Consider the following 20826-nt stretch of genomic DNA (forward strand, 5'->3'; position numbering starts at 1 on the left):
TGATGCACCTAACTGCAAACTTACTGACCGCATTGCTTTAGCAGCAGTTCGCTGTTTTTGGCATAGGCATCGTCGCCTGCTTTTTTCGCCATGTCGAGCGACTGGAGGGCGTCGGCGCGGGCGGTTTTGCAGTCGCCCGATTTGGCGGCAATTTTGGCGCGTAAGTAATAGGTCCAGTATTTCTGGTCGGCTTCTACCACTTTGTTGGCCCAGGCCATGGCCTGTTTCAGGTCGCGGTTGGTTTCGTAGTAATAGTCAGCAGCGGCCATCAGCACGCCCGGCTTGGCATCGGCTTTGGCAGTCTGTTCGGCAATTTGCGCCATGATGCGAGCGTCTGGGTCGTGTTTGATGGGCAGCTTCGCCACCATGTTTTCCCAACGCAGCGTCAGGTTAGCCGAGGTGGGCGTGAAGTCCGTAAACTCATAGGTCAAATTTTCGGTCGGCACAGTCGCTTTCTCGATCTTCACCGTAAAACGGGCGACATCGTTGGCGTCTTTGTACGAATACGCGCCGAATACGTTAGCATCTTTGTTAACGATAAACGTAAATTCGGTCTCGTTTGGAATAGAATACAGGCCATAACGCCCCGCCGGAATCGATTTTCCGGCAATCTGCATTTCTTCCGACAGCACGAGGTTAGTGGCTTTGTTGGCTCCGGCCCGCCATACTTTGCCGTAGGGCACGCGGTCGCCGAACATAACCCGGCCTTTGAGCGATGGTCGCCCGTACTCGACTGTTACGGTGCCTAACCCGATTTGCTGCGAAACCGTAGCCTGCGGGCTGGCAGATGGCGTCTGAATCTGCGCCTGTGTGGTGGTGATGGCAGCGGCAACAAACGCCACCGAAAGCAAACGTGCTGTCATAGTGTTGTGAAGGGGGTTTTATTTTTAGTGCAAGATTACGGAGTTATTACGGTTTACGACTTTCGTTAAGCTGCTTGCCTGTTAAGTGGCTCACTTACGAACCGACGAATAGAGTCCCGGTCAACCGTCCGCTCTGCGTGCCACAATTCGTAATTCTTCTGCAAATTAATCCAGAATTGGGGCGTGTTCCCGAAAGCTATAGCGAGTTTTACGGCTAATTCCGGGCTAATACCCGCATGTTCATTCACAATAACCGACAAATTTGCCCGCGCCATATTTAAGCCTTTTGCTACTTCGGTAATGGTCAGGCCGCGTTCTTTAATAAAGTCTTCCCGTAAGATTTCGCCAGGATGGCTCGGTGGCAAATTTCGTTTCAACATAATTGAGTTATGATTTAGTGGTAATCTACATAGTTAACGTCGTGTACATCACCCTTATCAAAGCGAAAAATAAGTTTATAGTTGGCACTGACATGAATAGCCCAGTAATCGGTCATATCGCCGGAACCCAGTTGCACTATATCGTCAACCGATGAAACGGCATCCAACGATGTCAGCAAACGGGCAATTTTTTTCAAATAAGCTGGGGGCAATTTTGCTCCATTACCTTCTTCATAGTAAAGTCGTAAACCTTTATGGTGTATCGAGCAAATCATCACTACAAATGTAATGTGTATTGTTACGCATTACAAGCTGATTTAAAGCCACATTTGTAGCCAATAAGTAGTTGATACAGAATACTTCACCAAACCTTTCTGCGGCAGACGCCCCTTTTTCCCAAATTTTTGATAATCTTGCCCTGTCGTTCAGACACCTGCACAACCTGAAGCCATTCTGGCCTGCTATTCATGAAAGAGTATATCCGTCCAATTAAACGCCTGCTCGTTGCCAACCGGGGCGAAATTGCCATCCGCATCATGCGGGCCGCCACCGAACTCGGCATTACCACCGTTGCCGTTTACACCTACGAAGACCGCTATTCGCTGCACCGCTACAAGGCCGACGAAGCCTACCAGATTGGCCGCGACGAAGACCCGCTCAAACCTTATCTCGACGTTGATGGCCTGATTTTACTGGCAAAACGACAAAAAATCGACGCTATCCACCCCGGCTACGGCTTTCTGTCGGAGAATGTGAAACTGGCCCGGCGATGCCGCGAAGAGGGCATTATTTTTGTTGGACCCTCGCCCGAAGCAATGGACGCGCTCGGCGATAAGGTGCGGGCTAAAAACCTCGCTACCAAAGCCGGGGTGCCGCTCATCCCCGATTCGCGGGAGGAAAACATGTCGCCGGAGCGGGCAAAAGAAGAAGCCGAACGCATCGGATTTCCCGTCATGGTGAAGGCTGCTGCCGGGGGCGGTGGGCGCGGAATGCGCGTAGTACGCAACGCCGACGATTTTGAGAAAGCCTTTACTGAAGCTAAAAACGAAGCCAAAAACGCGTTTGGCGACGATACCATTTTCCTCGAAAAATTCATCGAAGACCCTAAGCACATCGAGGTGCAGTTGCTGGGCGATACGCACGGCAACCTGATTCACCTCTATGAACGTGACTGCTCGGTGCAACGGCGGTTTCAGAAGGTAGTTGAAGTGGCTCCGTCGTTTGGCCTGCGGCAGGAAACGAAACAGAAATTGTATGACTACGCGCTGCAATTGGGCCGCGCCGTGAATTATTCCAACGCCGGTACGGTCGAGTTTCTGGTCGATAAAAACGAGAACATTTACTTCATCGAAGTTAACCCGCGCATTCAGGTTGAACACACGATTACGGAAGAAGTAACGGGTATCGACATTGTCAGAACGCAGATTCTGATTGCGATGGGCTATCAGTTGTCCGACAACGGCATCTACATTAACCATCAGGACGAGGTACCGCTCAACGGTTACGCCATTCAGTGCCGCATCACCACCGAAGACCCTACCAACGGCTTCAAACCCGATTTCGGCACCATCATCGCTTACCGCAACGCTGCGGGCTTTGGCATCCGGCTCGACGAAGGCAGCAGCTACGCGGGCATGAAAATTTCGCCCTACTTCGATTCGATGATTGTGAAAGTTTCGGCGCGGGGCCGCACCCTCAAAGGAGCTACCCAACGCCTGACGCGGGCATTAGTCGAGTTCCGAATCCGGGGCGTTAAAACCAACATCGGCTTTTTGCTGAACGTAATCAGCCATCCCATTTTTCAGCGGGGCGAAGCGCGGGTATCGTTCATCGAGAACCATCCCGAACTGTTTCAGCTTCGGCAGGTGCAGGACCGTTCGACGCGGGTACTCAATTATCTCGGCGAAGTGATTGTAAACGGTAATCCTGAAGTAAAAAAGCGCGATGACAGCAAGGTATTCCGCACGCCCGTTGTGCCAGCCTTCGACACCTACAGCCCCTACCCGTCGGGCAACCGCGACCGACTAAAAGAGCTAGGCCGTGAGGGGTTTGTGCAGTGGGTGACAGACCAGAAACGGGTTTTATACACCGATACTACCTTCCGCGACGGACACCAGTCGCTGCTGGCGACGCGCGTCAGAACGCAGGATTTGATGAAAGTGGCCGAAGGGTTCGCCAAAGCGCACCCTGAACTGTTTTCGATGGAAGTCTGGGGCGGTGCCACCTTCGACGTAGCCATGCGGTTTCTGTACGAAAGTCCCTGGAAACGGCTCGAAGCCATGCGCGAGGCCATGCCCAACATGCTGTTGCAAATGCTGTTTCGCGGCTCCAACGCCGTCGGCTACTCGGCTTACCCGGATAACCTGATCGAAAAATTCGTGGAGAAATCGTGGGAAACGGGCATCGACGTGTTCCGCATTTTCGACTCGCTGAACTGGATCGAAGCGATGAAAGTAAGCATCCGGGCCGTTCGCGAACGCACCGATGCCCTCTGCGAAGCCGCCATCTGCTACACCGGCGATTTGCATACATCGCAAAAATACACCCTCCAATATTACCTCGATCTGGCCCGACAGTTGGAAGATGAAGGGGCGCATCTGCTGTGCATCAAAGACATGGCCGGGCTGCTGAAACCGCTGGCGGCCAACACATTAGTTACGGAACTGAAGAAAGCCGTTGCCATCCCGATTCACCTGCATACGCACGACACGGCGGGCATTCAGGCCGCAACCTACCTCAACGCCATCAACGCCAACGTCGATATTGTCGATTGTGCGCTGGGTGCACTATCGGGTCTGACGTCGCAGCCGAATTTTAACTCGGTAGTGGCGATGATGCAGGGCCACGAACGTGAATGCCCGATTAATTTGCCCTCGCTGAATGCTTATTCGAACTACTGGGAAGACGTGCGCGAATACTACTACCCCTTCGAGAGTGGTATGAAAGCGGGCAGCGCGGAGGTCTACGAAAACGAAATTCCGGGCGGGCAGTACTCCAACCTCAAACCGCAGGCCATTGCCACCGGATTGGGCGATAAATTCGAGACGCTGAAGAAAAACTACGTGATTGCCAATCAGTTGTTCGGCGATATTGTGAAGGTAACGCCCTCGTCAAAAGTAGTGGGCGACATGGCGATTTTTATGACCGCCAACAACCTCACCGCGCAGGACATCACGGAGCGGGGCGAGTCGCTGGCGTTCCCCGAATCGGTGAAGGGTTTCTTCAAGGGCGAACTGGGTCAGCCTGTCGGTGGTTTCCCGGCAGACGTGCAGCGGGCCGTGCTGAAAGGCGAACAGCCGATTACGGGTCGGCCCAACGAACACCTGAAACCGATTGATTTCGACGCTGATTACAAAGCCTTTACCGAAAAATATCCGCACAGTGACGGATTCGTCGATTATTTGTCGTACCAGATGTACCCCAAAGTCTACGATGAATATTACCGGGCTAATCAGCAGTACGGCGACGTGAGCGTGATTCCGACACCTGCGTTTTTCTACGGTCTGAAAGAAGGGGAAGAGATTCTGATTCAGATTGAACCGGGCAAGAGCATTCTGGTACGGCTACTGTTTATGTCGGAACCGGATGCATTCGGAATGCGAACCATTACGTTTGAACTGAACGGACAAAGCCGGCAGGTGCAGGTGCGCGATAAAGCCTCGAAGGTCGAGAAAGTGCAAAACGCCAAAGTTGGCAAACCCGGCGACGTGGGTGCGCCGTTGCAGGGCCGCCTGACGCGCATTCTGGTCAAACCCGGCGACACGGTAAAGAAAAATCAACCGCTCTTTGTGATCGAAGCCATGAAAATGGAAAGTATCGTCTCAGCTCCGAAAGAAGGAAAGGTCTCGAAGATTGTACTCGGCGAAAACGTCACCGTCGAGCAGGACGACTGGGTAGTGGAATTGTCGTAAGAAGAAGGCTCCTCAGCAGGAGCCTTCTTTGTTTCATTCCCGGTGAACGTCCCGAAAGCGCAGCATGTCGCCTAACCGAAGCTCTTTTTCCTCATCGAAGCCGCAGGTCGAGCGAAATTCCTTCGGGTTCTGATACGTGCCGAACAGCATGTCCCACCAGACAATGTCGCCGTAGTTGCTGGTATGCTTTTCGTATTCGTGATGGATTCGATGCATTTCGGGTCGCTGAAATATGTAGCCGACCCACTGCGGAGTTTTTACGTTTGTGTGATAAAAAAACTCGCCCAATGCCGTGCAAAGCGTATAAATAGCTCCCGCTTCAGCGTTCAGACCGAGTAACGTATAAACCAGCAGCGTGCCGATGACGGAGTTGACCGTCATTTCGAGCGGGTGCTTATAAAACGACGTGATGACCTCCAGTCGTTGCGGGCTGTGGTGTATTTGGTGAAAGTGTGTCCACAGAAAATCGACCGTATGCCGCCAACGATGCCACCAGTAAAAGATGAACGTAGCGATAACGTAGGCAATCACACCCCCGCCTGCGTTGCCAACGTGATTGGAAAGGTGAAATAGCGAATAGGCAGAGAGCCATTTTTCCCACGTAAACCCGGCTACGACCACCACCATCAACTGCACAAAGTTGATAGCCAGTACACGTATTGTCCAGGTAGGCACGGTCGGGAGTTTCCAGCCGGGAAAGAGCCGTTCGAGCAAAAAACAGAAAGCGAAAATCGCGAAAATAACGGGTAACATAGCCGTTGGGGTTTATGTAAAACAATACCCCAAAGCAAACGCCTGTCTCCTGCCAAAATATTGACCTATATCAATTTCTATTCAGGTTCGACGCCTACTCAACCCGCCCGAAAACACCAAGGAAATCGCTGAGCAGTAGTGAAATTGTCGTAACTTACCTTGCTAAACCAAAACGTCTGCAAATCTGATGGAAAACCAACCGCCTACCCCCCCACCCTACTCACCCGTTCCGACCGGCCCCGCGCCCCTGAACCAATCCGACGAGCGGATGTGGGCCATGCTCGCGCATCTGAGTGCGCTAACCGGCCTCTTTACCGTTGTTGGCAGCGTTGTTGGGCCGCTGATTGTGTGGCAGGTGCAGAAAGAACGGTCGGCTTTTGTGGATTTTCACGGCAAGGAAGCCCTGAATTTCAACATCACCATTGCCATAGCGTCGGCCATTTCGTTTGTGCTGTTTCTGCTGCTTGTGGGCTTTGTGCTGATCTGGATTGTGGGAGCGGTATGGCTGATTTTTACGCTTATTGCCGCCGTAAAAGCCAATAACGGCGAATATTATCGTTACCCGTTGACGTTTCGGTTCGTGAAATAGTCAACGAAATCATAACCACGGTCTTCGGGTTTTGAACGACTTCTTTAAGCCGGTAATTAACAGAAACGCGCCCAGCAAACCGAAGATGATTGCCAGCGTATTGATCTGAAAAATAGCAAAAACAACGGCCAGCAGTATTACGAAAAACGACGCTTTCAGCTTCCAGCTAATCCGCTGCCACCAGTTCAGTTCTTCGCGCAACGGTAGCCCCAGCTCCTCCCGAATTCGGTTGCCTAATCGGAGTTGCTTTTTGGGTTTGGGGCCGGGGCCATCGGGCCGCTGAACAGTTTGAACCGGCGTAGCCAGCATCGATTGTACCCGCTGCATGCGCTGTTGTACGATTCTATTGGTTACCGCAACGGGCCGGGTGGCAGTACTCGCTACCAGTGCAACCTCCTGGCTGTCACGGGCTGGCTCGACATTTTCAGCAAAAAGCGTATCAGCGGAGCTATCAGACGTTGCCCTCGCAGGTGGTGTGGCAGGTAGCCGGGCCGCTGTGTGGGGTGTTCGTTGAAAATACCCGACAGGACGGTGGCAGGCAGAACAAAAAAGGCATGACGCAATAGCAAAGGCGGCAATCGACTGTTTCATCAGGTTGGAGCAGACAGCAGGCGTTTTTTATCGCCCGCGCTGCCTGTAGAACGAACTGAAACGGCTGGTTTATATGAGCCTTTGCAAAAAGCCGTTCGGGTTTGTGCGTACCTTTGCGGCATGATGCCCGATAACGACCCGCAACCCTGGCAGGTAGAACGCTCCGAATACGTTCATCAATTGCCGTGGTTTACTGTTCGCAAAGACGCCGTTCGGATGGCAAACGGCGGCTACATTCCCGATTACTTTATTTTTGAGTATCCCGACTGGATCAACGTCGTAGCCGTAACGACCGATAATCGATTGGTGCTTATCCGCCAGTATCGGCACGGTGCCAAAGATGTTCATTACGAACTCTGCGCCGGTGTTATCGACCGTAATGCTGACGGGCAAGCCGACGACCCACTGGAAACGGCCCGGCGCGAATTGCTCGAAGAAACCGGCTTCGGTGGAGGCCAATGGCAACTGCTGCTGACACTCTCGGCCAATCCGGGCACCCACGCTAACCGAACCTACTGTTATTTAGCCACGGGCGTTGAACTGCAACAAGCGCAAAATCTGGAAATTACCGAAGAAATTACCGTGCATTTAGTATCCCCAGAACGGGCTATGCAGATCATCGAACAGGGCGAAATGCTGCAAGCCCTGCATGTGGCACCACTGCTCAAGCACTTGAACCTTCTGAACCGGGATTAGCCAGGATTATCAAGATTAAACAGGATTCGACGCTTCGCTTGTTCGGGTTTATAAACAAGCGAAGCGTAAAATCTTGGGTAATCTTGATAATCCTGGCTAATCCCGGTTCAGACTCCTGGTCCTGACAAACTTTAGTTAAACATGATTATTCCCCTCGCCCACCGCGCTAATCAAACCCAGGAATATTACTTTTCCGTTAAGCTCGCCGAAGTCCGTGCGCTCATGGCCGCCGGACACGACGTTATCAACATCGGTATCGGCAACCCCGACCTGATGCCTTCGGCCAACACCCTGACCGCGCTGTCGCAATCAGCGCAGCAGCCCAATGCTCACGGCTACCAGCCCTACAAAGGTACGCCCGGCCTGCGGCAGGCCATCACCCGGTTTTATAAGCATACGTATGGCGTTTCGCTTGATGCCGATACCGAAATTTTGCCACTTATTGGCTCAAAAGAAGGCATTACACACCTGTCGATGACCTTTCTGAACGATGGCGACGGTGTGTTAGTACCCGAACTCGGCTACCCGGCCTACCGGGCCGTGAGCCAAATGGTTGGTGCGAAGGTGCTGGAATACCCGCTACTTGAACACCACGGCTGGCAACCCGACTGGGAAGCAATGGCCGACCTCGTAACACCCAGCACGAAAATTGTCTGGATGAACTACCCGCACATGCCTACGGGTGCTCCGGCTACGCAGGCGTTGTTCGAGCGGGCCGTGCGGTTCGCCCACGACCATCGGGTGTTGCTTTGCCACGACAACCCATATAGCCTGATTCTGAACAAAAAACCGCCCATTAGCCTGCTCTCGGTCGATGGCGCGAAAGAAGTTGCTGTTGAGTTGAACTCGCTCAGCAAGTCGCACAATATGGCGGGCTGGCGAATTGGCTGGATGGCCGGTACCAAAGCCTATGTCGATGCGGTACTGACAATCAAAAGCAATGTCGATTCGGGGCAGTTTCGGCCCCTGATGGATGCTGCCGCCGAAGCCTTAACCAACTCCGACGACTGGCACCGTGACCGCAACGCCGTGTACGAAGGCCGCTTAGAAGCCGTGTACGCCCTGCTCGACGCCCTCGGCTGCACCTACGCCACCGATCAGGAGGGCTTATTTATCTGGGCCAACCTCCCCGATTCAGTCGAATCAGCCGAAACGCTGGTCGATAATCTGCTGCGGCAAAAGCACGTGTTTATTGCGCCCGGCTTCATTTTCGGCCCGAAAGGCAATCGCTACGTGCGCGTGTCGCTATGTGTACCGAAAGAACGCATCTGGGAAGCCGTTCGGCGAATTAGTGAGTGATTTTATTGCACAGAGCTACACAAGAGTAGCAAAGAGATACACGAAGAAGATTTTTGTAGCGTTTAGCAGTAGCAGCTACCAGGTCTCCGTGTATCTCTTTTTTTCTCCGGGCGTCTCTGCGTACCAGCCCACCTCAAGCGTTACAAAAACATAATTTTCAGTTTCCAACCTTTTGCCTACTTTGTTACTCTTTTACGTCAAACAATGTAGTTTATGCGCATTCAACTATATACTTTAGGTATCTTTTTCTTACTTGCATACTCAGTATCAGCCCAATCGCGATCCGAAAAAACCGTGTCTACTGTCAGCGGTTACGTGCGCGAAATGGGCAGTCAGGAGGCACTTATTGGTGTCAATGTTTATCTACCCGGCACGTCAACCGGCACCACGACCAACACGTATGGCTTTTATTCACTCACGCTACCCACGCAGGATAGTGTTCGGCTGGCATTTTCGTTTGTTGGTTACACGCCCATCGAGCGCACCGTTAGTCTACGGCAAAACACCACGTTGAGCATTTCGCTGACGCCGGGGCGGGTATTGTCGGAGGTAGAGGTGAAGGCGAGCCGGACCGAAGAACGCATCAGCGAAACACCACAGATGAGCCGCATCGACGTGCCGGTATCGCAGATTAAAAAAATTCCGGCCTTTCTGGGCGAGAAAGACGTATTGCGGGTGCTGCAACTGATGCCCGGCGTACAGAAAGGCTCCGAAGGGCAAACCGGTATCTATGTGCGCGGGGGCGGCCCCGATCAGAATCTCATTATTCTGGATGAGGCCACGGTCTATAACGCCAGTCACTTGTTTGGGTTTTTCTCGGTTTTCAACGGCGATGCCCTCAAAAGCGTTGAGCTTACCAAAGGCGGCTTTCCGGCACGATATGGCGGGCGGCTGTCGTCGGTAATTGAGCTGAATATGAAAGACGGCAACAAAGAGAAGCTGCACGGCGAGGGCGGTATCGGCCTGATTGCCAGTCGACTGACGCTCGAAGGCCCTTTTACCAAAAATAAAAAAGGAAGTTTTCTGCTATCGGGTCGCCGAACGTATCTCGACATTGTGGCGGCTCCGCTCATCCGGGCGCAAACCGATGGCGAGACTCAGGCCGGGTACTATTTCTACGATTTCAACGCCAAAGCCAATTATGATTTCGGACCAAAGAACAAACTTTACCTGAGCGGTTATTTTGGGCGCGACCGCTTCTACGCCCGCGACTCTGAAGAAGGCACTGACGTGGGCATTGGCTGGGGTAACGCCACCGGTACGCTCCGCTGGAATCACCTCTTTAACCAGAAACTATTTTCAAACCTGTCGCTCATTTACAGCGATTACGAGTTTAAGATTTCGTCGGATGAGACCAGCACTGGCAGCGGGGGTGATTTGAACACCTCGCTGCGCTATACGTCGGGCATTCGCGATTTGTCGGCCAAGCTCGATTTTGATTACTACCCGTCGCCTACACACTCGCTGCGGTTTGGCACTCAAACCACTTTTCACCGCTTCACACCGAGCGCAGTTGTGGTTCAGAATGCATTGATTGACGAATTTCGGCGCGATGTAGAAGCCATTAACGCCGTTGAATCGGGCATTTACGCTGAAGATACCTGGCGACCCAACGAGAAGTGGCGCGTGAACGGCGGGCTGCGGCTCAGTATGTTTCTGCAAGGTTCGGCCCGGTATCTGCGGCCCGAACCCCGGCTGTCGACTTCGTATCAGCTACGTCCGGGTCTGTCGGCCAAGGCATCCTACGCCACCATGAACCAATACATTCATTTGCTGAGCAACACCGGTATTGGCCTGCCCACCGACCTGTGGGTGCCTACCACCGACCGTATTGCTCCGCAGCAATCGCGGCAGGTAGCGGCTGGCATTGCCAAAGACTTTTCCGACAATTTCGTATTGGGGCCTGGCTTCGCTCTCACGGTAGAGGGGTACTACAAGACGATGCAGAACATTATCAACTACCGCGAAGGAGCCAGTTTCCTGCTCATCGACGATCCAACGTCTGCCGAGCGGGTGCGTTGGGAAGACAACGTAACGGCGGGCAAGGGCTGGAGCTACGGGGCCGAGGTGCTGCTTCAGCGCAAAACCGGGCGGCTCTCGGGCTGGCTCGGCTACACGCTTTCCTGGACGCAGTGGCAGTTTCCCGAACTCAACGGCGGCAAACCCTTCTTCCCCCGCTACGACCGCCGACACGACATTTCGGTGGTGGGCATTTACGAAATCAGCAAACGCGTTACGCTGTCGGGTACGTGGGTCTATGGTACGGGCAATGCGCTGACCGTGCCGATTGCCAATTACCGCGCGTATCGGCACGAACCGGGCGTAATCTCGTCGTTCCGGTCAAACGTACCTACGCTTATCGCTCCGCTCTTCGATTTTGGCGCAACGGTTAGCGATTACGGGCAACAGAAAAACAGTTTCCGGGCCGAAGCGTACCATCGTTTCGATCTGTCGCTACAGTTTCACAAGCAGAAACGGCGGCACGAGCGGACCTGGGAGTTCAGCGTGTATAACCTCTACAATCGCCGGAATCCGTTCTTCTACCAACTCGAAACAGTATCGCAGGGGCCAAATCAGCCCAGCCGAACGGGATTATTCCGTTTCTCGGTGTTTCCCATCGTTCCATCGTTCAGCTATAATTTCAAGTTTTAGACCATGCGTTTCAATCACCTGATTTATACAATAGTGGTGGGCCTACTACTTACCGGCTGCGATAGTTTACGGCAGGAGGTAGAGCCAAAGGGCCTGACGCAGGAACCGGAAAAATTGGTGGTAGCCTGTTTTATTTCGCCACAAGATACTGTGCTTGCCGTTCGCGTATCGCGGTCGTCGCCTGTGCTGGGAACGGTTAACTCCAGCCAGCCCGATATTCCCAATGCCACCGTAACGCTTTCAGACGGTGATCGGTCCGTAACCTTGCAACGGGCTTTTAACCAGCAGATTGGCTATCTCTATTACCGGGCTACCCCTACTCAGCTACCCATCGTGGTAGGCCGCACCTACACGCTTACAGTGCGTGTTCCCGACGGACGGCAGGTATCGGCTACCTGCACCGTGCCTGGGCCGGTGGCCTTACAAAGCATGACTTTAGATTCGGCAGTGGTGAATGAGTTTGGGCGTACCCGGAAAGAGTATTATGCTCGCCTGCGCTGGCGCGACCCGGCAGGACAAGTCAATTATTACCGGGTTGCGGGTAATAATGAATATGTATATACGAGTCGAACTGGCGGCTCGCCCAACAGGCCATCACGAGATACACTAATCCGGCAGACAGGCAACTGGTTCTTCGACAATGGTTCTACGACTACTGACGTGGGCCGCGACGGGCAGGAATTTGTTTCAGGGAGGGGTCGCCTGTCTGTAGCTTATATCTGGCAGAATGGTCAGCAGCAGGTTAGTCGGCCTACCGGAAGAGTGAACGGCTACCTGCTCAACGTCGATGAAAATTATTATCGCTACCACGACGCCGTGGAGCGGCAAAATCGCGTTGGTGAAAACCCGTTTGCTGAGCCGGTCCTGATTCCGAGCAACATCCAGAATGGTCTCGGCTGCTTCGGCGCATTCAATAAAAGCACGCTGTCGGTAGAGTTGAAGTAGGAGTTATAACACAGAGATGCACAGAGGTTAAAAGAGATTCGCCGAGTTCTCAGTGTATCTCCTTTATTCTCTGTGCATCTCTGTGTCAAAACTCTATAACTCCTTCTTAAGCCGTTTGATTATTCATCACTTCGGTTTGTTTCCGAATCGATTCCATGTGGATAATCTTATAGATTTCTTCCACTAATTCGGGGTACAGATTCAGCTTTTTACCGAGTTCGGTGCGTGTTTTCAGAATCTCCTTCCAACGGTCGGGCTGAAACAGCGTTACGTTGTTGTCGCGTTTGTATTCGGCCAGCCGTTCAACGAGGGCCATGCGGGCACCCAACATCTCAACAATCTGCCGGTCGACGTTATCGATATTTCGGCGCGACTGCTCCATAAAGCTCTGAAATTCAACGTTAGCCGAATCGACCTGGCGAATTTGCAGGTGGTCGAGCATGTCGCCAAAAGCCGTGGGCGTCAGTTGCTGGGCTGCGTCGCTCCAGGCATTGTCTGGGTCGATGTGCGACTCAACGATCAGACCGTCGTAGTTGAGGTCCATCGCCATCTGCGCCAGTTCGTTGAGGTAGGCACGCTTACCGGCCATGTGGCTCGGATCGCCAATCATGGGCAACTGCGGGAAGATCGACTTCAGTTCGATAGCCATCTGCCACATCGGCACGTTGCGGTATTTGGTAGCTTCGCCCGTGGCAAAGCCCCGGTGAATGGCACCCAACTTACTGATACCGGCTCCTGCGATGCGCTCGAACGCACCTACCCACAGGGCCAAATCGGGATTTACCGGGTTTTTTATCAGTACCGGCACGTCGACACCCCGCAGCGCGTCGGCAATTTCCTGCACATTGAACGGGTTTACGGTGGTTCGGGCACCAATCCACAAGATATCGATCCCATATTTGAGGGCCAGTTCAATATGTTCGGGCGTGGCAACTTCAACGGCAAATGGCAGGCCGGTTTCGGCTTTGGCACGCTGAATCCAGGGCAGGGCGGCCTCGCCCATGCCTTCAAAGCTACCGGGCCGGGTACGGGGTTTCCAGACTCCCGCCCGGATCACATGAACCGCATCGAGTGCCTTCAACTGGCGTGCGGTTCCAACAACTTGTTCTTCGGTCTCGGCACTGCACGGACCGGCGATAATGAGTGGTTTGCCGTTTGTCTCAATCCACGACTCAAGCGGCTCTACGGCTAAGTCAACTTTCATAAGTAACGCGTAAATAGTGAGTAGTCAGGCTACTCGGTAGGGAACTTTGAATCTGTTTTTATGGTATATTTGCAGGTAAAATCGGCTGTGTTTCAGACCCATTTTGCCATTTGTTTTGTTATCTTTTTAGTTTGTTGAACAAGCCGCGCTGAGGAGTTGAACCGATTCACCGAAATTTGTTTTACATTTCGGTCGTTTTAACCGACGCGCACCTAACGCTATGGAAGTAGCACCGCCCAAACGGAGCACTGATATGTCGAACCGAAGTAATCTAATGCCGGAAACTGTTCAGGGTCTTACCGGAGTAAAACCAAACGTGGCCGAGAGTAACTTCCGACCTGTTTCCTTTGAAGATACCTCAATTGCTTTTTCGGCTCAGTCGGATTTTAAACTCCGAAAAACCTACTGGCTGTTTGCGTTGATGAATCAGGGATGGCTGGTAAATGTAGGGACTTTTTTCATAAAGATTGCGCTACGCCTGCGTCTTCCCATCAAATTCCTCATCAAAAACACGATTTTTGAACAATTCTGTGGGGGAGAAAGCATTCGCGACGCGGAAAAAACAATTCAATATCTTCACAATGCCCATGTCGGCACCATCCTCGATTATTCGGTAGAAGGCGAAGACACTGAGCGAAGTTTTGATGAAACGACCCTCGAAATTCTGCGTACCATCGAGCGGGCCAGCGAGTCGGCAGATATACCCTTCTCTGTTTTTAAAGTGACGGGTATTGCCTCGACCGAACTGCTCGAAGCGGTTCAAATTGGCGATTCGCTCAATAAAGAGCAGAAAGCCGCTTTCGACCGGGTGCTGAAACGGGTTGATACGCTCTGCCGTCGTGCCAGTGAACGCAACGTCCGCATTTTCATCGACGCCGAAGAAAGCTGGATTCAGGACACCATCGATACGCTGGCCTATGAGATGATGGACCGGTATAACCACGAACGTCCCATTGTGTATAACACCTACCAGATGTATCGCTGGGAAAGCCTCGACCACCTCCGGCGCGATACCGAAGAGGCTCGTGCCAAGGGCTACTTCCTCGGTGCCAAGCTGGTGCGCGGTGCTTACTTAGAAAAAGAACGACTCCGGGCGCACGAGGGTGAGTATCAGGACCCTATTCAGCCCGATAAGGAAGCAACCGACCACGATTTCAACGCTGCCATCGATTTCTGCCTTGCCAACCGCGATACGGTATCGATCTGTCTCGGCACGCATAACGAGTACAGTTGTCAGTACTGTGTTCAGGAAATGAACCGGCTTGGCATTGCTCCCAACGACCCGCATATTTACTTTGCGCAACTGTTGGGCATGAGCGACAATATTTCGTACAATCTGGCGAATGCGGGCTATAACGTAGCAAAATACGTACCGTATGGGCCGGTTGAAGCCGTAATGCCGTACCTGTTCCGCCGGGCCGACGAAAATAAGTCGATTGCCGGACAGAGCAGCCGCGAATTTACGTTGATCAGTAATGAGTTGAAACGCCGAAAAGGCTGTAAAATTTAACCCAGTTCTCAGGCACAGCTTCGGTCGTAACCATCGTCGGGCTGTGCTTTTTTTTCACTTTAGAGTTGGCACAGCCGGGTTGCTGATAGTTTCGGGGCTGTGCCTGACTTTTTTTCATGATTCGTAAAAACCCGCTTAAATTTTTTATACTGACGCTCGTCTTAATCGCGCTCGATCAGGGAGTTAAACTGGCCGTTCATTATTATATGGCTCCCGGTTTTGCCGGGCAGATTAAACTAATTGGCGACTGGCTGAAACTTCATTACGTGCTTAATCCGGGCATGGCGTTTGGTATGCAGCTTGGCTACGAGTACGGTAAGTTGCTACTGAGCGTATTTCGCCTGTTCGCCATGTTTGGCATTGGCTATTATCTGGTGTATCTGGCCCATCGGGGTGCACCAAATGGCTTGCTATGGGCAATGGCAATGATTCTGGCGGGGGCTGTTGGTAACGTGATCGACAGCACATTTTACGGCGTCTTTCTGAACAATGCTCCCTACGGTTCTCCCACGCCCTGGTTTCATGGGCAGGTAATCGATATGATTTTTGTGGACGTTTGGGAAGGATTTATTCCCGAATGGGTGCCGGTTTGGGGCGGTCAATATTATTCAACGCCCATCTTCAATGTAGCCGACTCCTGTATTTTTATCGGTGTTTGCCTGATTTTATTCTTTCAGCGACAATTTTTTGGTGAACGTCCTGCCGACGATAGCGGGCTTCTGCCAACTTCCGGCCCCGATGCTACGAATGCCGCTGTGATGCCTATGGCTATGACAGACGACGAACCAACTGTTGCTCAAACACCGGACAACGTTTTGAACATTCCTAATGAACCCTACCCGGAACCCACGCCATCTTCGGCTCAATCCGACGAGCAGGATCAAGTAAAATAAAACTTTATCAATAAAAATAATAATATTTCATATGCAAAAAGTCCGCTTAATAGATAGTGGACTTTTTGCATTTTTTTTAGTTGACTTTTCATAGAACGCGCGTCTAAAAGTATGACTTCATGTTTCAGAAAACAGTCTACCTTCAGCGGTGACGTTGCGTCATGGTTATTTTTTACGTTCTCTACGGATTTTTATTATTCTTTTTGTTACTCAACGTACTGTATATCTGCGTCTTCGCGGTAGCAGGACGGATTGGTAATGCTGATGATTTAACTACAACAACCGTAGATACTCATAGAAAAATAGGCGTCCTGATTCCGGCCTACAAAGAAGACGCTGTTATTGTTGACTCGGTTTTAGCTAATTTGAGACAGGATTATCCAGCCAATCGATTCGACCTGATTGTAATTGCCGACTCGTTGCAGCCAGATACACTTGCCCAACTTGGTACGTTGCCGGTGCGTGTTTTCGAGGTTTCATTTCCAGTATCGACCGTTGGGAAAGCCATTCGTACAGCCTTAGACCAGATTCAGACAACCGATTATGACATTATTGCTGTAGCCGATGCCGATAACCTGCTGGCGGTCGATTTTCTGAGTCGGGTAAATGAAGCATTCGCGCAGGGCTGGCAGGCCATTCAGGGGCACCGTGTTGCCAAAAACACAAACACGAGCGTGGCAGTGCTCGATGCGATCAGCGAAGAGATCAACAACAGTATATTCCGAAAAGGAAGCCGCGCATTGGGGTTATCGTCGCCAGTAATCGGATCAGGCATGGCCTTCGATACGGCTCTTATGAAACAGGCAATGACAACGTCGGTCACGATGGGTGGGTATGATAAAGAGCTGGAGATGAACATTGTATTGAACGGACAGTCAATTGCTTACCTCGAAAAGGCGTATGTTTACGACGAGAAGGTTGCCCAGCGGGCGGTTTTTGAAAACCAGCGTACCCGCTGGATTGCAGCACAATTGCAGTTTCTTGTTCACAACTACAAAACTGGGTGTAACGAGTTGCTGAAAGGCCGCTTCGAGGTAGTGCTGGGACTCTTTCGGGCTGTGATTGTGCCGCGTGTGCTGTTATTGGGCGTACTCATCCTGCTGAGCGTTGCCGGGCTGTTTGCCGCCGACAACTGGCTCTGGATGTTACCGGCGGCTATGCTGCTTACACTTTGCGTAAGTCTACTGATCTCGATACCTGCTTATCTGCGTCAGAAGCTTACTGTTCGCGAGTTGTTGCTGCTGCCTAAACTAATGATCAGTTTTGGGCGGGCTATTCTTAATATGCAGAAAGCATTCAGGAGTTTCATGCACACGCCACATACGGCTACTGTCGGGCATCAGCCAGCGAGTGTACCGGTTTCGGCGCGTGACAAAACAAGTCTATGAAAGTCATAAGTTAAGATGTATTTTGTGGACGAATTATCTCTCTGCATACTATATTCCATTCGAGTTCCCTATTTCACCCATAAAAAGAGCCTTTTTGTAATCTGAATCTACTAAACGTAAACGTTAATCACTGTTACGAGTTGTGAGCCGAATTGTGAAATTTCATTGGTTGTTCGTTTTGCTGCTTTTCTTTGTGGGAGGTTCCATAAGCTACGGACAAAGCCGGGGAGCCAGAGGCATGGTCTCTTTCGGCAAATCGGCTGGGTTATCCAACGATACATTGTACCTGGATGTCAATCAGGACATTGCAGTGCAATTGCTGCCTTTTGACGACTTGATGAAACTGGCGATTGCGTATTCTCCTTTTATCAGATCGCAAAACGAAACAACCAGTTCTCTCGAAGCGGCCTATGCCATGACGAAAGCGCAACTTCTACAGAATGTATCGGGTTTTGCCAATTATTCAGGTGGAAATCAGTCGATTGTTGCCGTTGGCGATCCAAACACCAACCTGAATCAGAATCCATTAGGTCAGTTCTCCAATGGCTACCGGGCCGGGGTAAGTGCCAGTATTTCGCTATTTGATTTGTTTGGCCGTAAACACGTCGTTCGGCAGGCTTATCATAATCACCGGGCAGCCATAGCCCAGAAAGACCTGGCAGAGTTGATGCTACGTCGCGAATTAATTGTACTATACCAGGACATGATTACGTCGCAGCAAATTCTGAAAGTGCGGATTATGGAAGAGCAGGCGTCTCTGACGGCCCTGCGCCTGGCCGAAGCCGAAAATCAGAAAGGGCGCGGTACGCTCGAAACGCTCGCATCGGCCACCTCGCGTTATTACCAGAGCAAGGCGTCTTCAGAAGAAGGAAAAGGTACTTTTCTAAAAAATATTCACACGTTCGAAGCAATGCTGGGCGTCCCAATCCAGCGGCTAAAACGATATTAATCAGCATCGTATGAATATCTCGGCATTTCTTCGTCTGCTGAAGCAGCATTTAATCTGGTTTGTCGTGCTGCCCGCTATCACTGGGACAGTTGCCTGGTACACAACACGCAATGAAGCGAAAGTTTATAAATCGCAGGCAACCTTGTACACGGGTTTATCGTCGGGCTACTCGCTGATGACCGATAAGGGTGGCCTGATGAGCGATCAGTCGTCGAGCGCGTTCGACAATATGCTGACCACGTTGTATTCGAAAGAAACCATGACGAACGTCAGCGTGAGCCTGTTAACCGATCACCTGCGCCTGCAACAGCCAGATAGTTTAGTACTGGGAGGGCCGGGTTTTCTGATGCTCCAACAGGCCGTTCCAATGGATGTCAGGATGCAGTTACCCATTGAAGGCGACCGCGATACGCTCTGGATGGCAATCGACAATATGGCAAAATCGACGGGCGACAATGCCATTAAGAATTTATTGCTGAAATCAGATTCGTATTATTCGCTTGGTCAGTTGACTGAGAAGATAAAAGCCACCTCCCGCAAAGCCACCAACGACGTGCTGTTGATGGAATACGAAACCGACGATCCGGGCGTGGCGCAGAACACGGTTCGGTACGCCATCAAATTCCTGAACGACCGCTATTCGACGCTGAAAACCACCGAAACCAATTCGGTGGTTGGCTATTATGAGGGTAAGCTCCAGAAAGCAAAGGAAAAACTCGATCAGGCCGAAGCCGCGCTGAAAGCCTTCAATGTACAGCATGGCGTTCTGGACTTCGATGAAGAAGCCCGCAACGTAGCCAGCTCGCGCGAGTCGATGGTGAACGAATATAACCAGGAATTGATGCGCCGGAATGCGGCTCAGGCCGCGCTCGACGCCCTTGACAAACGCACTGGGCAGCAGAGCACCGTTAGAGCCGCCACAAACGATTTAACGAATAAGCAGAAAAAGCTGAGCGAAGCCGAGAATCAGTTAGCCAATGCCCGCGCCTACGGCCAGCCCAAAAGCGTTATCAACCGATTGCAGGCAACGGTGAATCAGGCGGCTGAAGAACTGAAAATCAGCGCACAGAAATATGACGCCGTAACCAGTACGAGCGATGCCGTTCCGCAGCAGACCATTGCCAACGACCGGCTGGCGAAAATGCTGGAGTATGAAGAATCATCGGCCCGGTTAGAAACGTATCGGGAACGAATGGGCGAGTATCAGGCAAAAACCGATAACTATACTCCCTTAGGATCACAGCTTCGACAGCTTCAACGGCAATTGAGCGTTTCCGAAAAAGAATACCTCGACCTGCTCCAAAACGTCGACATGTCGCAAACGCGCCGTCAGGACGTGAAAATTGGTGGTACGATGACCATTCTCGACGCGCCCGATTACCCCCTCCTGCCGCAGCCTACCAAACGCTGGCAATTGGTGGCTATTGGTATCGGAGTCGGCATTTTTCTGGCGATGTTGCTGATGGCACTGCGGTTCTGGCTCGACAAACGCATCAACTCGCCCGAACAGGCTGAATCGATGATTGGAATGCCCGTAACCGCCCTATTCCCAACGGTGAAAAAGCCAAACGTATTCTCGAACGCTACGCTAACTACGCGGAGTATGTTTGAGCAGTTGTTCAACGCCATAAACATTGAGATTGCGCAGGTCACGGCCAAACCGTATCCGCCGATTATAACGCTGTTCAGCATTCCGCCAAAACAGGGGAAAACATGGATAGCCGACGGGCTGAATACGCTCTACGCGGCTGCCGATCAGCAGGTTGCCTATTGCTACCCGCGTGTTACGGGCAAAGAGAAACGGGAATTTAAAAACGGCGTAACCTATTTCCCGTATACCATCCGGCCCGACTTCATGAACGTGACTAATCTCGACTATCTCATTGACCACGAAGCCGGTTTCGAGGCATCGCAGTACGACCGCATCGTATTTGAGTTACCCAATCTGCTTAACAATCAGATTCCGGTTTACCTGCTCAAAAACAGCGCATTATCTTTGTTGATTGTTGACGCCAATACTAAATGGAGCCGGGCCGAAAAACAGTTATTAACGCTGTATGAACGGGTCACGAACCAACCTATCCTGCTGATTCTGAACAATGTAGTCGGCAACCACATCGACGTAACTGTTCTATCCGATGAAAAACGGGCTTCGTCTCGGTCCGCACGCTCGTTGCAACCACACCGTAATGATCTGTGAACA

At 51.7% G+C, this 20826-nt stretch carries 18 protein-coding genes; 12 read left to right on the top strand and 6 right to left on the bottom strand.

The features are described from left to right. Positions 1–20: 20 nt before the first annotated feature. The 3 genes from AWR27_RS16545 to AWR27_RS16555 all read right to left on the bottom strand — a co-directional run bounded on the left by AWR27_RS16545 (position 21) and on the right by AWR27_RS16555 (position 1518). Positions 21–863, bottom strand: coding sequence for a DUF2911 domain-containing protein (locus AWR27_RS16545; RefSeq protein ID WP_077132190.1), 843 nt, complete (start codon positions 861–863; stop codon positions 21–23). 65 nt (positions 864–928) lie between these two features. Continuing rightward, the gene (locus AWR27_RS16550) at positions 929–1243 is read right to left on the bottom strand and encodes a HigA family addiction module antitoxin (RefSeq protein WP_077132191.1); all 315 of its coding nucleotides are present in this window, start codon (positions 1241–1243) and stop codon (positions 929–931) included. A gap of 14 nt (positions 1244–1257) precedes the next feature. After that, positions 1258–1518, bottom strand: a complete 261-nt coding sequence (locus tag AWR27_RS16555) for a type II toxin-antitoxin system RelE/ParE family toxin (RefSeq protein ID WP_077132192.1) — start codon at positions 1516–1518, stop codon at positions 1258–1260. A gap of 192 nt (positions 1519–1710) precedes the next feature. Between AWR27_RS16555 and AWR27_RS16560 the strand changes: the two genes are divergently transcribed. Further along, positions 1711–5154, top strand: a complete 3444-nt coding sequence (locus AWR27_RS16560) for a pyruvate carboxylase (RefSeq protein ID WP_077132193.1) — start codon at positions 1711–1713, stop codon at positions 5152–5154. Between the two features lie 33 nt (positions 5155–5187). Here the strand turns inward: AWR27_RS16560 and AWR27_RS16565 are convergent, their stop codons facing one another. Further along, entirely contained in the window at positions 5188–5907 is a 720-nt protein-coding gene (locus AWR27_RS16565) for a sterol desaturase family protein (RefSeq protein ID WP_077132194.1), read from the bottom strand. Between the two features lie 187 nt (positions 5908–6094). On the opposite strand from AWR27_RS16565, the gene AWR27_RS16570 reads away from it, so the two are divergent. Beyond that, a complete protein-coding gene (locus AWR27_RS16570) occupies positions 6095–6496 on the top strand; it encodes a DUF4870 domain-containing protein (RefSeq protein WP_077132195.1) in 402 nt (133 codons plus the stop codon). Positions 6497–6505: 9 nt separating this feature from the next. Here the strand turns inward: AWR27_RS16570 and AWR27_RS25815 are convergent, their stop codons facing one another. Continuing rightward, entirely contained in the window at positions 6506–6823 is a 318-nt protein-coding gene (locus tag AWR27_RS25815; RefSeq protein ID WP_232325858.1) for a VIT1/CCC1 transporter family protein, read from the bottom strand. 59 nt (positions 6824–6882) lie between these two features. Between AWR27_RS25815 and AWR27_RS25820 the strand changes: the two genes are divergently transcribed. The 5 genes from AWR27_RS25820 to AWR27_RS16595 all read left to right on the top strand — a co-directional run bounded on the left by AWR27_RS25820 (position 6883) and on the right by AWR27_RS16595 (position 12679). Then, positions 6883–7062 carry a hypothetical protein gene (locus AWR27_RS25820; RefSeq protein WP_232325859.1) on the top strand — a complete coding sequence of 60 codons (180 nt, stop codon included), beginning with the start codon at positions 6883–6885 and terminating at the stop codon, positions 7060–7062. A gap of 106 nt (positions 7063–7168) precedes the next feature. Further along, positions 7169–7783: an NUDIX hydrolase gene (locus AWR27_RS16580; protein WP_335695392.1), complete on the top strand. Its 615-nt coding sequence runs from the start codon at positions 7169–7171 to the stop codon at positions 7781–7783. A gap of 141 nt (positions 7784–7924) precedes the next feature. Next, the gene (locus tag AWR27_RS16585; protein WP_077132197.1) at positions 7925–9082 is read left to right on the top strand and encodes a pyridoxal phosphate-dependent aminotransferase; all 1158 of its coding nucleotides are present in this window, start codon (positions 7925–7927) and stop codon (positions 9080–9082) included. 213 nt (positions 9083–9295) lie between these two features. Continuing rightward, positions 9296–11734, top strand: coding sequence for a TonB-dependent receptor (locus AWR27_RS16590; RefSeq protein WP_077132198.1), 2439 nt, complete (start codon positions 9296–9298; stop codon positions 11732–11734). 3 nt (positions 11735–11737) lie between these two features. Further along, positions 11738–12679 carry a DUF4249 domain-containing protein gene (locus AWR27_RS16595; RefSeq protein WP_077132199.1) on the top strand — a complete coding sequence of 314 codons (942 nt, stop codon included), beginning with the start codon at positions 11738–11740 and terminating at the stop codon, positions 12677–12679. A gap of 106 nt (positions 12680–12785) precedes the next feature. On the opposite strand, the gene AWR27_RS16600 is transcribed toward AWR27_RS16595, so the two are convergent. Further along, entirely contained in the window at positions 12786–13883 is a 1098-nt protein-coding gene (locus AWR27_RS16600) for a chorismate mutase (protein WP_077132200.1), read from the bottom strand. A gap of 274 nt (positions 13884–14157) precedes the next feature. Here AWR27_RS16600 and AWR27_RS16605 point away from each other — a divergent pair, with 274 nt between their 5' ends. The 5 genes from AWR27_RS16605 (at position 14158) to AWR27_RS16625 (ending at position 20823) form a co-directional block, all read left to right on the top strand. Continuing rightward, entirely contained in the window at positions 14158–15393 is a 1236-nt protein-coding gene (locus AWR27_RS16605) for a proline dehydrogenase family protein (protein WP_077134038.1), read from the top strand. A gap of 116 nt (positions 15394–15509) precedes the next feature. Next, positions 15510–16286 (top strand): lipoprotein signal peptidase, encoded by a 777-nt coding sequence (locus AWR27_RS16610; RefSeq protein ID WP_077132201.1) that lies wholly within the window; start codon positions 15510–15512, stop codon positions 16284–16286. A 161-nt stretch (positions 16287–16447) separates the two neighbouring features. Next, positions 16448–17674: a glycosyltransferase family 2 protein gene (locus AWR27_RS16615; protein WP_077132202.1), complete on the top strand. Its 1227-nt coding sequence runs from the start codon at positions 16448–16450 to the stop codon at positions 17672–17674. 238 nt (positions 17675–17912) lie between these two features. Further along, positions 17913–18623, top strand: a complete 711-nt coding sequence (locus tag AWR27_RS16620) for a TolC family protein (RefSeq protein WP_077132203.1) — start codon at positions 17913–17915, stop codon at positions 18621–18623. 10 nt (positions 18624–18633) lie between these two features. Then, on the top strand, positions 18634–20823 hold the full coding sequence (locus AWR27_RS16625) for a GumC family protein (RefSeq protein WP_077132204.1): 2190 nt from the start codon (positions 18634–18636) through the stop codon (positions 20821–20823). The last annotated feature ends 3 nt before the right edge of the window (positions 20824–20826 follow it).

The sequence above is a fragment of the Spirosoma montaniterrae genome (assembly GCF_001988955.1).
Taxonomy (GTDB): domain Bacteria; phylum Bacteroidota; class Bacteroidia; order Cytophagales; family Spirosomataceae; genus Spirosoma; species Spirosoma montaniterrae.